This window comes from Anaeromassilibacillus sp. 1001302B_160321_C8, from assembly GCF_015554745.1.
Taxonomy (GTDB): domain Bacteria; phylum Bacillota; class Clostridia; order Oscillospirales; family Acutalibacteraceae; genus Anaeromassilibacillus; species Anaeromassilibacillus stercoravium.
This window is the reverse complement of record NZ_JADNJD010000001.1, coordinates 200,827-213,518: the sequence shown is the minus strand read 5'-3', so window position 1 is coordinate 213,518 and position 12,692 is coordinate 200,827. Positions and strand designations below refer to the sequence as shown.

General features: G+C 55.6%; 13 protein-coding genes and 1 riboswitch. Of the genes, 7 read left to right on the top strand and 6 right to left on the bottom strand.

Features of this window, described 5'->3' with window-relative positions:
- Window positions 1-163 precede the first annotated feature (163 nt).
- The gene (locus I2E77_RS00905; protein ID WP_054323897.1) at window positions 164-439 is read right to left on the bottom strand and encodes a zinc-ribbon domain containing protein; all 276 of its coding nucleotides are present in this window, start codon (window positions 437-439) and stop codon (window positions 164-166) included.
- 103 nt (window positions 440-542) lie between these two features.
- Window positions 543-1,139 carry a sigma-70 family RNA polymerase sigma factor gene (locus I2E77_RS00900; RefSeq protein WP_237967120.1) on the bottom strand — a complete coding sequence of 199 codons (597 nt, stop codon included), beginning with the start codon at window positions 1,137-1,139 and terminating at the stop codon, window positions 543-545.
- Window positions 1,140-1,418: 279 nt separating this feature from the next.
- On the opposite strand from I2E77_RS00900, the gene I2E77_RS00895 reads away from it, so the two are divergent.
- The 3 genes from I2E77_RS00895 (at window position 1,419) to I2E77_RS00885 (ending at window position 4,317) form a co-directional block, all read left to right on the top strand.
- The gene (locus I2E77_RS00895; protein WP_191362289.1) at window positions 1,419-2,120 is read left to right on the top strand and encodes a putative ABC transporter permease; all 702 of its coding nucleotides are present in this window, start codon (window positions 1,419-1,421) and stop codon (window positions 2,118-2,120) included.
- Window positions 2,121-2,215: 95 nt separating this feature from the next.
- Window positions 2,216-2,698: an NADH-quinone oxidoreductase subunit NuoE family protein gene (locus I2E77_RS00890; RefSeq protein ID WP_195450427.1), complete on the top strand. Its 483-nt coding sequence runs from the start codon at window positions 2,216-2,218 to the stop codon at window positions 2,696-2,698.
- An 86-nt stretch (window positions 2,699-2,784) separates the two neighbouring features.
- Window positions 2,785-4,317 (top strand): YifB family Mg chelatase-like AAA ATPase, encoded by a 1,533-nt coding sequence (locus tag I2E77_RS00885; protein ID WP_195450426.1) that lies wholly within the window; start codon window positions 2,785-2,787, stop codon window positions 4,315-4,317.
- 84 nt (window positions 4,318-4,401) lie between these two features.
- Here the strand turns inward: I2E77_RS00885 and I2E77_RS00880 are convergent, their stop codons facing one another.
- From I2E77_RS00880 to I2E77_RS00865, 4 genes are all read right to left on the bottom strand, one after another.
- The gene (locus I2E77_RS00880; protein ID WP_191405447.1) at window positions 4,402-4,677 is read right to left on the bottom strand and encodes a DUF6809 family protein; all 276 of its coding nucleotides are present in this window, start codon (window positions 4,675-4,677) and stop codon (window positions 4,402-4,404) included.
- A 436-nt stretch (window positions 4,678-5,113) separates the two neighbouring features.
- Window positions 5,114-5,716, bottom strand: coding sequence for a sugar O-acetyltransferase (locus I2E77_RS00875; protein ID WP_195450425.1), 603 nt, complete (start codon window positions 5,714-5,716; stop codon window positions 5,114-5,116).
- Window positions 5,717-5,868: 152 nt separating this feature from the next.
- A complete protein-coding gene (locus I2E77_RS00870) occupies window positions 5,869-8,757 on the bottom strand; it encodes an SH3 domain-containing protein (RefSeq protein ID WP_195450424.1) in 2,889 nt (962 codons plus the stop codon).
- Between the two features lie 272 nt (window positions 8,758-9,029).
- The gene (locus tag I2E77_RS00865) at window positions 9,030-9,494 is read right to left on the bottom strand and encodes a hypothetical protein (protein ID WP_195450423.1); all 465 of its coding nucleotides are present in this window, start codon (window positions 9,492-9,494) and stop codon (window positions 9,030-9,032) included.
- Between the two features lie 37 nt (window positions 9,495-9,531).
- Between I2E77_RS00865 and proC the strand changes: the two genes are divergently transcribed.
- The 4 genes from proC (at window position 9,532) to gcvH (ending at window position 12,680) form a co-directional block, all read left to right on the top strand.
- Complete coding sequence (gene proC, locus I2E77_RS00860) at window positions 9,532-10,338, top strand: pyrroline-5-carboxylate reductase (protein WP_191405444.1); 807 nt, start codon at window positions 9,532-9,534, stop codon at window positions 10,336-10,338.
- A gap of 100 nt (window positions 10,339-10,438) precedes the next feature.
- Entirely contained in the window at window positions 10,439-10,633 is a 195-nt protein-coding gene (locus tag I2E77_RS00855; RefSeq protein WP_087230072.1) for a hypothetical protein, read from the top strand.
- Between the two features lie 281 nt (window positions 10,634-10,914).
- Window positions 10,915-11,000: riboswitch (glycine riboswitch) on the top strand.
- A gap of 169 nt (window positions 11,001-11,169) precedes the next feature.
- On the top strand, window positions 11,170-12,252 hold the full coding sequence (gcvT, locus tag I2E77_RS00850) for a glycine cleavage system aminomethyltransferase GcvT (RefSeq protein ID WP_195450422.1): 1,083 nt from the start codon (window positions 11,170-11,172) through the stop codon (window positions 12,250-12,252).
- Window positions 12,253-12,290: 38 nt separating this feature from the next.
- A complete protein-coding gene (gene gcvH / locus I2E77_RS00845; RefSeq protein ID WP_087230065.1) occupies window positions 12,291-12,680 on the top strand; it encodes a glycine cleavage system protein GcvH in 390 nt (129 codons plus the stop codon).
- Window positions 12,681-12,692 lie beyond the last annotated feature (12 nt).

Genomic DNA, 12,692 nt, shown 5'->3' with positions numbered 1-12,692 from the left:
TTCGATTGCGCTTCATATATAGAAAGCAAAATTCTGGTTTTTATTATAATACCCCGTCCATCGGATTGCAATACGAAGATTTGACACATTCCCCACTGCAAAACGAAAAACGCCCCGGAACATTCCGGGGCGCTCGACTGGCAAATGAAAGAATGTATATAACTTATTCTTCCCTCATCTTTGCAAAGCACTCGCTGCAGTAAACCGGGCGGTCCTCACGGGGCTTAAAGGGAACTCTTGCTTCCTTGCCACAGCTCGCGCAGATGGCGGTGAACATTTCGCGCTCAGGCTTTGCAGCATTCTTGCGCGCATCGCGGCAGGCCTTGCATCTCTGGGGCTCGTTTACGAAACCCTTGGAAGCATAGAATTCCTGCTCACCGGCGGTGAAAACAAATTCAGCGCCACATTCTTTGCAGATGAGAGTCTTGTCTTCGTACATTTGATATACCTCGCTTCAGATTAAAGATATTTGCCCTTGCCGGATTTGCACCGCGCCTTTGCCATAAAACAACGCTCCTCTTGAGCTGGGCATATGAATGGGACTAAAACGGTTCTTTGAGCTTGCGGCGCACACGTTGCAGGGCGTTATCTGCGGCCTTCGAGGTAATGCGGAGGGAGTCGGCAATCTCCTTGTAACTATAACCGCCCAAATAAAGCATAAGCACCTGGCGTTCCATTTTAGACAAACCACGGCTGATGAACTGTTTGAGAAGATGCAGGTCTTCTTCCTCCACCAGCATTTTTTCGGGGTTGACCTCCTCCCCGGCGAATGCGCCGCAGGAAGTCCCCTCCTCATTGAGCGGGACGAAATTGTTCAGCGGAAGATTTTTCCGACCGGCCGCCCACCGGTAAGCCATAATGATGCGATTGGTGATACAAGTCCCCGCATACGTCCGGAAGCTTGCGCCCCCGTCCTCCCGGAAACTTCGGACTGCATCCAGCAATCCCAACAGCCCTTCCTGACACAAATCGTCCGCCTCCAGCATGGTGCCGTGAAACGGCGCCGCCTTTGCCCGGATGAGCGTCATATAACGGGAAGTCAATTCCAAAAAGGCATCCGGATCTCCGTCTCTCACAAGTGCGGCCAGCTGCTGATCGGGATAAGATTCCATTCGGTTGTTGTGCGTTTCTGCGGCCAAACCAAACACCTCATGAGACTCGCATTCCTTATGACTTTTTATATCATACTGCATTCTCTCTATAAAGTCAACAAATATTTACCCTTCAAAAAAAATATATTTGTTTTATTTCGTCAATGCGGAGGGCAAAGCTCTTTTCACAAAAGCCTTGAATGGTTTTTCACAAAGACTTTTCCGGTTTCCCGGATTTCTTTGTTTGCTTTACAGGCGAGGTACTTTGTGTTAAGATTTCCCTTACCGACATTGTCCGACATATATTGTATGAGAAAGAGGTGTCCCATGGTCAAATTTGGAAAAAAGGAAGAAAAAGTACATAGCTATACCCCCGTAGAAGGACGCAAGGATTCCTTTGCCCACGGTTTAAATTTCTATAAGTTATTCTTTATTTTTATGATCGGGTGTGTTGTCGGCTACTGCATCGAGATGCTCTGGTGTTACTTGCGCCTCGGGTATTTTGAGAGCCGCCAGGGGTTGATTTACGGCCCGTTCAGCCCGGTTTATGGAATCGGGGCTGTGATCTTTACGGTGGTCCTCTACCGCTTCCGGCATGCAAACGGCGTGGTAATCTTCCTCGCCAGCGGCATCATCGGCGGCGTCTTTGAATACCTGTGTTCCCTGTTCCAGGAGCTGATCTTCGGCACGGTATCCTGGGAATACAGCGACTCCCCCTTGAATGTCCAGGGGCGCACCAATGTCTTTTTTGCGGTCTGCTGGGGCATTTTGGGATTGATTTTCTTAAAGCACATGCTCCCGTTTTTCACCAATCTCATTGAGCGCATCCCCAACCGGCCCGGAAAGGTGATCGCCTGGGTGCTGCTGGTCTTTATGGTGTTTGATATTGTAATCTCTTCCGCGGCAATCCGCCGGCAGACCAACCGGCATTTGGGCATCCCCGCGAACAATCCCATAGCCGTTTTCCTGGACGAACATTACACAGACGAATATCTAAAGAAGGTCTATCCCAATATGCAGCTTGCCTAAACATCCACGCCCTGCCGTTTGGCAGGGCGTTCGTATTCCAAATAAAGTGGAAGGGAAAAATACCCTCAGAAATGCAGCAAGGAGGTCTGAAATATATGGAAAAACAGGAAATCACATTGGAAAACATCTTAGAACGATATAAAGATACGGCGGGGCCCGGCGACCAACAGGCCGTCATCGCGCTCCTGCGGGAAGTGCAGCAGCTCTACGGCTGCGTCCCCGACAGCGTACAACAGCGGGTTGCCCAAGCCGTCGATGCCGCTCCTTCCCTGATTACAGCGCTGGTGCGGCGGGTGCCGGGGCTCACTCCGGCGGCCTACCGCCACCGGATTGTAGTGTGTACCGGCCCGCGCTGCTCGGCAAAAGGCGGGACGGCCCTTCTGCGCGCTGTGGAAAATGCCCTGGGAATCGCCCCCGGCGAGACCACGCCGGACGGTTGCTTCCGGCTGGAAACCCGCAACTGCCTGAAGCAATGCGGCAGCGCGCCCAACCTGACGGTCGACCAAACGCTCTATGCATCGGTCCGCGTCGAGGACATCCCGAATCTGCTCAAGCGGTATCGCGAGCCGTCCTGTTAGGTGACCATTTGCCACCTTTTCCGCATTTCTTCGCTCCATGCCGTATAATTTGAAGAGACTTTCATGCAGGAGCGGGGGAAGGAACGATGGTGGAAAAAGTACACAGTATGGGGCTGTATGGGTTGGACGCCTTTGTGGTCGAGGTAGAAACGGATCTCTCGCGGGGCCTCCCCGCCTTCGAGATGGTGGGATTGCCGGACGCCGCGGTACGTGAAGCGCGGGACCGTGTCCGGGCGGCGCTGAAAAACGTGGGGTTTCAGTTTCCCGTCAGCCGGATCACCGTGAATCTCGCCCCGGCGGACAAGCGCAAAGAAGGTACACTCTATGACCTTCCAATCCTGATCTCCCTGCTGCGCGCCTCCGGCCAGCTGGACGCCGGGTTGGAAGACAGCGTGTTTTTGGGGGAACTCTCCCTTTCCGGGGAAGTGCGCCCCATCCGCGGCGCACTTCCCATGGCGATTGCGGCCAAGGAAGCGGGATTCCGGCGTTTTTATATCCCCGCGCAAAACGCTCCCGAAGGGGCGGTGGTGCAGGGATTGGAGGTCTACCCGGTCCCAAATCTCGCAGCACTCTTTGCACATCTAACCGGACGGCAACCGCTTGCCTCTGCAATTCCGGAGGAACATCCGACGCAAACCGGCGTCCCCTTGCCCGACTTTTCCGAGGTCCGCGGGCAGGAGGAAGCCAAACGCGCTTTAGAGGTCGCGGCCGCAGGCATGCACAATGTCCTGTTGATCGGCCCACCGGGTTCCGGAAAAAGCATGTTGGCCAAGCGGCTCCCCTCCATCCTGCCGGATATGACCTTTGCGGAATCGATCGAGACCACCAAAATTCATTCCATTGCAGGGGTACTGCCCGCCAGCGCTTCCCTCGTCCGGACAAGGCCCTTCCGTTCGCCCCATCACACGGTGTCCGCAGCCGGCCTTTCCGGAGGCGGAGCCCTGCCAAAGCCGGGGGAGCTCTCCCTCTCCCACAATGGGGTCCTGTTCCTGGACGAACTTCCGGAATTTTCCCGCAGCGCCATGGAGGTCCTCCGCCAGCCGATCGAGGACGGCCGTGTGACCATTTCCCGCGCGCAGGGGACGGTATCGTATCCGTGCAGCGTTATGCTGGTGGCCGCAATGAACCCCTGTCCCTGTGGATATTTCGGCCACCCCACCAAGCATTGTATTTGCAGCGCAAGCGCTGTTTCCCGCTATCTCGCCCGTGTGAGCGGCCCGCTGCTCGACCGCCTCGACCTTCACATCGAGGTGCCCGCTGTGGAGTTTGACAAACTGGATTCGGCGGAGCCCGCGGAATCTTCCGCGTCGGTCAAGAAGCGGGTGGACGCGGCGCGTGCCATCCAAAACGAACGCTTTCGCGGGACGGGCATCCCCTGCAATGCCCGCATCACGCCGGACCGCCTGCATACCTACTGCATTCTGAGCGACAGCGCCCGGGCGCTTCTCAAGCGCGCCTTCGAAACCATCGGCCTGTCGGCCCGTGCATACGACCGCGTGCTCAAGGTGGCCCGCACCATCGCAGACCTGGATGGCAGTGATCGGATCGAAGCCGTCCATGCAGCGGAAGCGGTCCAATACCGCGCTTTAGACCGCAAATATTGGATGCGGGAGCTATAAAATATGCAGAATACAAGGCCGAAACCCTCTGTGGTTCCGGCCTTTTGTCATTTGAACACAGGACGCTCTATCCCGCTTTCCTGATTAACGCTCTTCCCGGATAAAAATCTCGCACATCAGCCGGGCGCCCAATTGGAAACCGTGGCGAAACCCCGCGTAACAGTCCATGGTGTTTTCTTCCATATAGAGCTTGCCCAAATGCTCCAACTGTTTTCGCCCATCCTCGTTCAATAACACATGCAGATCCTTCTGCACTTTGTGGATTTCGCGTTCCAAAAGAGGATATTTGGGGTCCGTGGAAACAATCTTCTCCGCTGGATAAAGTTCCCCTTCATATAGGCGCTCTAAAATACTTCTCATGGTGTTTTTCCTTTCCAGATCATCTGTTACAGCCCCTTGAATGGCCGTCTCGCGCAGAAAGGCAGATTTGCGCGGCCGCCGATCGTGCGGCTGTCGTAAGGGAGGCATTTCCGTATGGAAGGAGCCGCCCCCATATGTATCCACAAAAAATGGATGACCCGTTTTCTTTCGCGCTGCCTGATCACCTCGCTTTATGCGCATTACATACGCTACAATGCAGTCCAGTTTCAAGTCAAGATTTCTCTTGTGAAATTTTCTCACACACCTACATAAAATGCAGAACAGCTACTACAACGGAAAAACGCCGGCAGCCACGCAAAACAGCGGGTGCTCCGGCGCTTTCGCTCGATCAAACGATTCTTTTCTAGGGACAGTTTTCCTTTGGAGACATCATCCTCCCGGCCTGGGAAGCCGGCATTTCTGGGAAATGCAGCCTTTATTTCCCCACTTGAGGTTCATCGGCTTTCTGAACCCGATCCGCCTCGGTGATGGCACGCAGGACGCGGCAAGGGTTCCCCAAGGCAATGACATTGGGGGGAATATCCTTTGTCACCACGCTTTTCGCGCCGATGACGCTCCCCTCGCCAATGGTGACCCCCGGAAGGATGGTGACGTCGGCCCCAATCCAAACATTGTCGCCAATGGTAATCGGCCTTGCCTGCTCCAAGCCCTGGTTTCGCTCCTCTGCCACAAGCGGATGGTTTGCCGTGTACATGCCGCAATTGGGGCCGATAAAGCAATGCTTGCCGATGGTGATCGGCGCACCGTCCATCAGGTAGGCATTGTGGTTTAGAAAGGTCTCCTCCCCGATCCGGCAATTGTAGCCGTAGTCCGTGTAAAACGGGGCCAGGATGGTGACACGTTCGCCCTTATGGGGCAAAAGTTGCTTCAGCAGCTCTTCCTTCCGCTCGGTTTCTTTCGGGCGCGTCTGGTTAAACGCAAAGCATAAATCTTCGGCCTGCAACCGCTCTTCCAGCAGTTCCGCATCATAATTGGCATCGTACCAGAGGCCCTTTTCCAGCTTTTCACGCTCAGTCATTGTAAAACTCCTCCCCATCATGGCATTGCCATCGATTTTCATTTTTATTCTGCCCGCCCTCTACAACCAAAGGCGGCCGCTCCGGCCTCCTGGCTTTAAAAAATCTCCACCAAAGAGTTGGTGGAGATTTTTCCATTCGGTTGCTTTGGGATTTACTGCGTGTCCAGATAGGCCAGCGCAGCGGGATAAGTATACCCATAGGTGTTCACACGGGAGGCGCTGTAGTCGTTGTAGTTGTAGACATTCGCCTCACCCAACCGGCGGTACAAGAGCCCCGCATAACTCTTTCCACCCGCTTGGTTCCAGCGCAGCATATCGGTTCCAAACGCATAAGCGTTTGTGTAATTGAGGTCATGGACCAGATTCGCACCGTTTAAGGTCACATAGCCGGAATTGATCCAGCCCGTGGAACCATTCGGCAGCGTCGCCAGATACCAGCCGTCCTTCTGGTTGCTGAAATTGGCCGATGTGACCGTGATGGCCGTTCCCTTTTCGACTTCACAGACCTGCGTCCCGGATAAGCTCGGCGTGGAACGCACCACTGTCGCCTTGCTGATCGTGGCAGACATACCCGTGCCAAAGTCCTGGGGCGGGACCACGGCATTCAAAATGATGCGCCGCAGGTCGATCTCCGACGACGTGCTGTTCCAATAGCCCGCGCCTACATTGTATCCGAAGCTCACCAGGCTGTCGAATTGACACTGGCTCATCAGCAAATTGTTCTGCGTGATAAACTTATTGACCTCTGTGGTATAGGACGCGCTGTTGACGGTGTTGACCAGCAGGGACCATGCCTCCGTCTTGGAGAGGTCGTTATAGAATGTATCGCCCTCTTTGAGCGTGAGGCCATAGCCGAGGGTCGGTACCTGGGTGGAAGTCAGCTTGTCCGCATAGACGGATGCGCTGTAGCCCTCCCAATTGGCGATCAGCTCGATCATCTTGTCGCTGGCGCGGCGCTGTTCGGAGGTGGTCACGGTGTAATCCTGCGAGGACACCACATAAGCGCTGGTTTCAAAGCTCTCCGCGCTGTAAACGCCGCCCTGCGAAGAGCTGACCGTCACACGGTAAGTCCCCTGTTCTGTGAGATTCATCGCCGCTTTCCAGACCTTTGTGCTGGTCTGGCCGGTCGTCTCCGTCGTGCTGGATGTGGCGGAAATCATCTGCGTCGTGCCGCTCGGGAACTGCACCGTAAAGCGCACCCCGTCGCGGGTGGTGTCCGTAATGGCCGTAAATGTCACCGCAGAACCCACGCCGGCAATGTTGGGCGACGCATAGGCGGTGCGCACCGGCTCCGCCGCCGTCACAGTGACCGTGCAGGTCTTGGACTGGGAACCCGATGTGGCCGTAATCACCGCTGTACCAGGGGAAACGCCATAGATATAGCCGTTGGTGACGGTCGCCACAGCGGTATTGCTGCTGCTCCAAGTCACCGACGCGGTGCTTGGATTTGCCGTCGCCTTGATATAGAGCGTCTTGCCCGCGGAAACCGTCCCGGAGGTGCGGGAAATCGTCAAAACATCCGCCGAAACGCCCGTCTGCCCATTGTAGAGGAATTGAATGTATTCGTTGCTGACATATCCCGTCAGATTGTTGGCCGTCTGCACCTTGGTCCACCCGGCATTGGAGGTGTCGAGTACCGTGAGGGTCGCGCCCTTGAGCAGGGTTGCCACCTGGTCGTACTGCGTACCCGGGCCGCTGCGCAAGCGCAGCGCATCCGCCGTTACCGTCGCCCCGGTGATCGTCTGCCCGTCCCCTGTGTTCCCGGTCCCTGGGTCGGTGCCCGTGGAGGCCGTCTGAATGTCGAGGTACTGCTTCATGCAGTACCCTTCCGTCCCATCCGACGTCCGGATTTTTGCCCAGGTCGCATGGGAATTATCCGTCACGGTGACGTTCTCCTGGGGGAAGAGCGCACGGATCACTTCATAGCTCGTCCCCGCCCCGGTGCGCATAGCAACGCTCTCCTTGGCCGTTGCGGGCAAGCTTTCATTTGCAGTGGACGATCCGCCCGCCGCATCCGACGGGTCGGACGGCGTACCCGAAGTGGAATTGGCCTGGATGTCCAAAAATTCTTTGGAACAACACCCCACCGTCCCATCCGCTGTGCGGACCCTGGCCCATGTCGGATGGGAATTGTCGATCACGGTGACGGTATCGCCCTGTTGCATGGTCTTGATGATCGCGTAGCTGGGACCCGCGCCCTCCCGCAGGTTTAAGTTTTCCTTCACGGTCGCGGTGATCTCCCCGCTGGTCCCAGAGCTGGAGGAACCGGTATTGCCGCCGGACGAGCCTCCGGAGATGGTCAAATACTGCCGGCTGCAATATCCCTCCTGGCCGGAGGTCGTGCGCACTTTCACCCACTCCGCATTGGAGTTATCCAATACGGAGACGGAAACCCCCTGTGCCAAGGTCAGTACACGGTCATAATTGGTCCCGGGACCGGTGCGCAGATTGAGATAATCCTGGGTGACCGCCGTCATGCCGGTGGAAGTACCCGAACCGGTAGAGGATGAGGAACCGCCCGTTGCGGCCGAACCGCTCAAATACTCTTTCAGGCAGTACCCTTCCAGCCCGCTGGCTGTGCGCACCTTTGCCCAGGTTGCATGGGAGCTGTCCAAAATCGTGACCGACGCGCCTTCCGCCAAGGTGGTGACAATGCCATAGCTGGTGCCCACCCCTTTGCGCACGTTGAGGTTTGCCGTGGTGACCGCTGTATCGCCCGTCGCCAAGGCCCCGTATGTAGCGGTGGAAAGGCTGCCAACCGCCGTCAAATATTCCTTGCTGCAATACCCCTCCTGGCCGGAGGCCAACCGCACTTTGGCCCATTCGCCCTGGGAATCGTCTAGGATGGTGACTTCCGTGCCCTTTGGCATGGTCAAAAGGACGGAATAGGACTGGCCGGCGCCCGTGCGCAAATTTAGATAATCCGTTGTCTGCGCCGTCGAAGCCGCCCATGCACCTGTTGGCAGCGCGGTGACTGCGAGAGAAACGGTGCACAATAGGGCGGCCGCTGCCGAGCCCATCCGCCGAAAATGCTTCCTCAAATCTGTTCACTCCTATTCCCCAACCGGCATGCCATACCGGGTTCCTGCCCCGCCTTTCGGCGGCGCTCTATATTATTCCGATAAATCAAAATAAAACACAAACAAAAAACGGCTATTTTTCCAAAATATGTTTTGATTATACCGTAAAAGCCCAAAATATTCAAGGAAAAATGCGTCAATTGTTTACATAATCTTTGTGGTTTTCTAACCGCTTTTTTATGGATTCTTGCTCCGCAACCAATATCCTAAAAAGGCACATAAAAAGTAGACGCTTAGATTGCTGCGGAAGCTGCATATTCTTTTTTCAAAATGAATCTGACCGGACCGGTTGGGCAAACCTCTGCAAAAATCAACCAAAGGTGCATAAAATAAAAAAAGCCCATGCCCTCGGCATGAGTTCTCGTTTGTCTGTCCCGCCGACCGGGCTGGTATTCCAGCCACCCGGTCAGCTTCAACAGTAGTATCATATGTATCAAAAATTGAATTTCCGTTTTGATTTTATGTTCCGGTCTCTCATCTCCTTTCCTGATGTTGTCTTTAGTATACTGGCGCAATGTGACCGTTTTTTGAAGACACTTTGAAAAGTTCGGAAATTTCACTGAAAAATCCGGTCCATCCATCCGCCATTCCATTGTATGCAGCAAAAAACGCTGCATGCCTATTTTTTGCAGGTTTGGAAGCGCGCCTTGTCTTTCTCCGGCTTGCGCTGTAAAATAGAAAGAAAACACCGTGCCCAAGGCGGACGCGGCGTCTGGAAAAGGAGCGAAACGTTTTATGGATAAAAAAATTGGATTTATCGGCTGCGGTAACATGGGGCAGGCGATGATCGGCGGGATCGTAAAATCCGGCCTTGTCCCCCCGGAGCAGGTATATGCCGCCGACCCCAGCGAACAAAACCTGAACCGTGTGCAGAAGGAATACGGCATCTGCGTCACGCAGGACAACCTGGTCCCCGCAAAAAAATGTGATATTTTGGTGCTTTCGGTCAAGCCGTATCTGTACGCGGACGTCATTGAAGAGATCCGTGACACGGTCAAGCAGGACGTGGTGATCGTGATGATCGCCGCCGGGCAGACCATCGCCGTCAATGAGGCGCGCTTTGGCCGCAACATCAAAATCGTCCGCGCCATGCCCAACACGCCGGCCCTCGTTGGCGAAGGGATGGCGGCGCTCTGTGCAAACAGCTATGTGACCGACGAAGAAAAGAACGAGGTCCGGGAAATTTTTGAAAGCTTCGGCAAGGCGGAGTTCGTCGCGGAAAACATGATGGACGTCGTCGCAGGGGTCAGCGGTTCTTCCCCTGCCTATGTATATATGTTTATCGAAGCGCTGGCGGACGGCGCCGTGTTGCAGGGGATGCCGCGCCAGCAGGCATATACCTTTGCGGCGCAGGCTGTTTTGGGCTCCGCACGCATGGTTCTGGAAACCGGCATGCACCCAGGGGCATTGAAAGATATGGTCTGCTCGCCCGGCGGCACCACGATTGAGGCGGTCGCTAGCCTGGAGCAGGACGGCCTGCGCGCCGCCGTCATCCGCGCGGTTGACGTCTGCACCGAAAAGTCCAAAGCGATGAGCAAATAATACGCATAAGCGCCGCTTCCCAGGGGACACTACTTCCATCCGTTCCATACGGCCGCATCCGTTGCGGCTGCACGTATTTTGAACAAAAGGAAGTGTTTCCATGGCAAAGGACATCAAAAAGGAGATCATCGCGGAACTGGACCGCCGCATGGACCTTCTGCGCGAGCACCAGTACGATCAGATTCAAATCACAGGTAACGAATATTCCGAGCTGAATCAAGCGCTCTCCAAGGTCATCGGCGCCCCCCTGCTGGAAGAGCTGGGCGACATCAAGGACTTTGTACAAAGCCTTTAAAAAAACGCGAGGGAAATCAGAATGGATTCTGGTTTCCCTCGTTGTTTTTCTGGGAATCCAGCGGGTGCGCATTGCGCACACAGCCGGTCATCTTTTACGAAATCCTTCATATACATGGAAAAGGTTCCCGCCCAAAAAGCCTTTGGAATAGGCCTGCTGCGCATACAATTCCGCGGCGATTTTCGGCCGTTTGCCTTTGAATTGTGTAAAATCTGTATCAAAATTTTCTTGACTTACCCCCAAAAATTTCTTATACTAAGCTTGAAAAGTACATAGGATGGATGAAGATACCGGGAGAGACCGCGCATTTGCGGCGCCGAAGGGGCTACGCCGAAAACTCTCAGGCAAAAGGGACCGGTATCCGACAAAACTCCGAAAAGCCGTATGCCTGCCGGTCCTCCGGCCAACAAGCGGCACCGAAGAAGCAATCCCGTTTTGGGAGAATCTTTCAGGTTGTATGACGGAGCGTGCAAAGATTTGCGCGCCCCGTCTTTTTTTATTTTCCTGGAATTTTGTTTATGAGGAGGATTGTTCCCATGGAAAAGAAAACACCCCTGTATGAACAACACGTTGCCCTCAAAGGGCGCATCGTTCCCTTTGCCGGTTACCTTTTGCCGGTGCAGTACCCCACAGGTGTGATCGCCGAACATATGGCGGTGCGGCAGCATGTGGGGCTTTTTGACGTTTCCCACATGGGGGAGGCGTTGATCGAGGGGCCGCAGGCCGAACAAGCGCTCAACTACATCCTCTCCAACCAGTTCACGGGGATGCCGGTCGGGAAGGCGCGCTATTCCCTGATGCTCAATGAAGCCGGGGGCGTGGTGGATGACCTGATCGTCTACCGCCGCTCGGAAACCTCCTTTTTCCTGGTTCTGAACGCGGCCAACACCGAAAAGGATCTCGCATGGCTTCGCGCACACCTGCAAGGGGAGACATCCCTCACCGATCTCTCGGACCGCGTGGCCCAGATCGCTGTACAGGGGCCGGAGGCGGACAAAGTCCTCTCCGGGCTGGCCGACCTGGAAGCGCTGCCTAAAAAGTATTATTCCTTCGTGGAGCACGTGACCGTGGCTAGTGTCCCCTGCATGGTCTCCCGCACCGGATACACGGGGGAAGACGGGTATGAGTTGTATATGGAGCCCAAAGACGCCCCGGCGGTTTGGGAGGCGCTGGTCCAGGCGGGGGCCACCCCCTGCGGCTTGGGCGCGCGCGACACGCTGCGGCTAGAGGCCTCCATGCCGCTCTATGGGCACGAATTGAACGACCACATGGACCCGCTCTGTGCGGGCTTGGGGTTTGCCGTCAAACTCGATAAGGAGGATTTCATCGGGAAGAGCGCGCTGATGCAGCTGGGAGAGCCCGCCCGCGTGCGTGTGGGCCTCAAAGCGACGGGGCGCGGGATTCTCCGGGAAGATCAGCCCATCTGGATCGACGGAAAAGAAGTGGGCGTCACCACGTCCGGCACCCATTGCCCCTATCTGGGGGTAAGCTGCGCGATGGCCTATATCGATACCGCCTGTTCCGCCCCCGGCACCGCCGTGGAAGTGGAGGTCCGCGGGCGCCGCGTTGCAGCGGAAATCGTCCCGTTGCCCTTTTACAAACGCACAAAGTCTAAATAAACATTCCATAGAAACGCATTTTTAAGGAGGATATACATATGAAAATTCCAAATGAATTGCTCTACACCCGGTCCCACGAATGGATTCAAAAGCTCGATGAGACATCCGCGCGCGTCGGTGTAACCGACTACGCACAAAACCAATTGGGCGACCTTGTGTTTGTCAATCTGCCCGAGGTCGGCGACCCGGTCACGCCGGGCGAAAGCTTTGCAGATGTGGAGAGCGTCAAAGCGGTCTCCGACCTGTACAGCCCGGTGGGGGGCACGGTTTCCGCCATCAACGAGGAGCTTCTCGACGCCCCGCAGCGCATCAACGAGGCTCCCTATGACGCCTGGTTCATCGAGGTGGGGGAAATCACGGAGTACGGCGACCTGATGGACGCCGCCGCCTACGAAGCGTTCTGCGCGGAAGAAGAGGCAAAGCATTGACGCCCTACAAAA

What these genes read in the sequence shown, in the direction of transcription:
- I2E77_RS00885 (WP_195450426.1), top strand. Translation starts at nt 2,785, where the DNA reads ATGGTGGAAAAAGTACACAGTATGGGGCTGTATGGGTTGGACGCCTTT.
- I2E77_RS00880 (WP_191405447.1), bottom strand. Translation starts at nt 4,677, where the DNA reads ATGAGAAGTATTTTAGAGCGCCTATATGAAGGGGAACTTTATCCAGCG.
- I2E77_RS00855 (WP_087230072.1), top strand. Translation starts at nt 10,439, where the DNA reads ATGGCAAAGGACATCAAAAAGGAGATCATCGCGGAACTGGACCGCCGC.
- I2E77_RS00890 (WP_195450427.1), top strand. Translation starts at nt 2,216, where the DNA reads ATGGAAAAACAGGAAATCACATTGGAAAACATCTTAGAACGATATAAA.
- gcvT (WP_195450422.1), top strand. Translation starts at nt 11,170, where the DNA reads ATGGAAAAGAAAACACCCCTGTATGAACAACACGTTGCCCTCAAAGGG.
- proC (WP_191405444.1), top strand. Translation starts at nt 9,532, where the DNA reads ATGGATAAAAAAATTGGATTTATCGGCTGCGGTAACATGGGGCAGGCG.
- I2E77_RS00895 (WP_191362289.1), top strand. Translation starts at nt 1,419, where the DNA reads ATGGTCAAATTTGGAAAAAAGGAAGAAAAAGTACATAGCTATACCCCC.
- I2E77_RS00875 (WP_195450425.1), bottom strand. Translation starts at nt 5,716, where the DNA reads ATGACTGAGCGTGAAAAGCTGGAAAAGGGCCTCTGGTACGATGCCAAT.
- I2E77_RS00905 (WP_054323897.1), bottom strand. Translation starts at nt 439, where the DNA reads ATGTACGAAGACAAGACTCTCATCTGCAAAGAATGTGGCGCTGAATTT.
- gcvH (WP_087230065.1), top strand. Translation starts at nt 12,291, where the DNA reads ATGAAAATTCCAAATGAATTGCTCTACACCCGGTCCCACGAATGGATT.